The organism is Pseudomonas sp. P5_A2_2 (assembly GCF_054177685.1).
In genome coordinates this window covers 1-1242 of record NZ_JBGCUL010001192.1, presented here as the reverse complement: position 1 = coordinate 1242, position 1242 = coordinate 1, and the positions used below count along the sequence as shown (strand labels likewise).

At 61.2% G+C, this 1242-nt stretch carries 2 protein-coding genes; one reads left to right on the top strand and one right to left on the bottom strand.

The features are described 5' to 3' along the window. Positions 1-184: sulfurtransferase TusA family protein (locus tag ACXRVY_RS30005; protein ID WP_458239074.1), on the bottom strand; the 184-nt coding region annotated here is incomplete at its 3' end. Positions 185-282: 98 nt separating this feature from the next. Here ACXRVY_RS30005 and ACXRVY_RS30000 point away from each other — a divergent pair. Then, a partial coding sequence (locus ACXRVY_RS30000) for a M48 family metalloprotease (RefSeq protein ID WP_458239073.1) occupies positions 283-1242 on the top strand: 960 nt, incomplete at its 3' end.

Below are 1242 nucleotides of genomic sequence, written 5' to 3'. Positions count from 1 at the left end.
GGGTATGACCGGCCAATCGGGCAAAGGTGCGAAAGTCGCGCTGCGAACCTGCATCGGTGGCGATGACCTTGAGCACCGCACCACTGGCCAGCCGGTTGAGCTCCATCTTGGCCTTGAGCAACGGCAACGGGCAATTCAGGCCGCTGGCGTCGAGTTCAACGTCATGCTCTACAGCGTCGGTCATTGCATCACTCCGGGTCAGGTGGTTGAGTTGCCTAGAATATCTGGTCGCAACGCCTGTGTCCGGCTACAGTAAGGTCTTTGTCGACTAAGGCTTTGTGCATGACATTTTTGCGCCCTACCCTGCTGACGCTCGCTTGCCTGCTCGCCTCACCGGGCTTTGCCGACGACCTGCCGTCACTCGGCGACGCCAGTTCTGCCATTGTCTCGCCGCAACAGRAATACCAGCTCGGCCGCGCCTGGCTGGCCATGTTGCGCAGCCAGGTTTCACAGCTCAACGATCCGCAACTCAAGAATTACGTGGAATCCAGCGTCTACCGACTGGTGGAGACCAGCCAGGTCACTGACCGGCGCCTGGAGTTCATCCTGATCAACAGCCCGCAGCTCAACGCCTTTGCGGCACCCGGCGGGATCGTCGGGGTCAACGGTGGCCTGTTCCTCTACGCCCAGACCGAAGGCGAATACGCTTCGGTACTGGCGCACGAACTGGCTCACTTGTCGCAACGCCACTTTGCCCGGGGCGTCGAAGCGCAACAACGCATGCAAGTACCGATGATGGCTGCATTGCTGGCCGGCATCGTGGTTGCAGCCGCAGGTGGCGGTAACGCCGGGATTGCAGCCATTGCCGGCACACAGGCCGCAGCCATCCAGGAACAGCGGCGATTCTCCCGCCAGAACGAGCAGGAAGCCGACCGTATCGGCATCCTCAATCTGGAAAAGGCCGGTTACGATCCCCGCTCGATGCCCAGCATGTTCGAGCGCCTGGGGCGTCAGTACCGCTACGATGCCAAGCCACCGGAATTTCTGCTGACTCACCCGGTCACCGAATCGCGTATCGCCGACACCCGCAACCGCGCCGAACAGTTTCCAAAGGGAGGTATCGAAGACAGCATGCGCTACCAACTGATCCGCGCACGCGTTCAACTGATCTATGAAGAAACCCCGGGACTTGGCGCCAAGCGCTTCCGCGCCCAGCTCGACGAGAACCCGAAAAACGACGTAGCACGCTACGGCCTGGCGATCGCCCAGATCAAGGGCGGCCAACTGAACGAAGCACGGGAA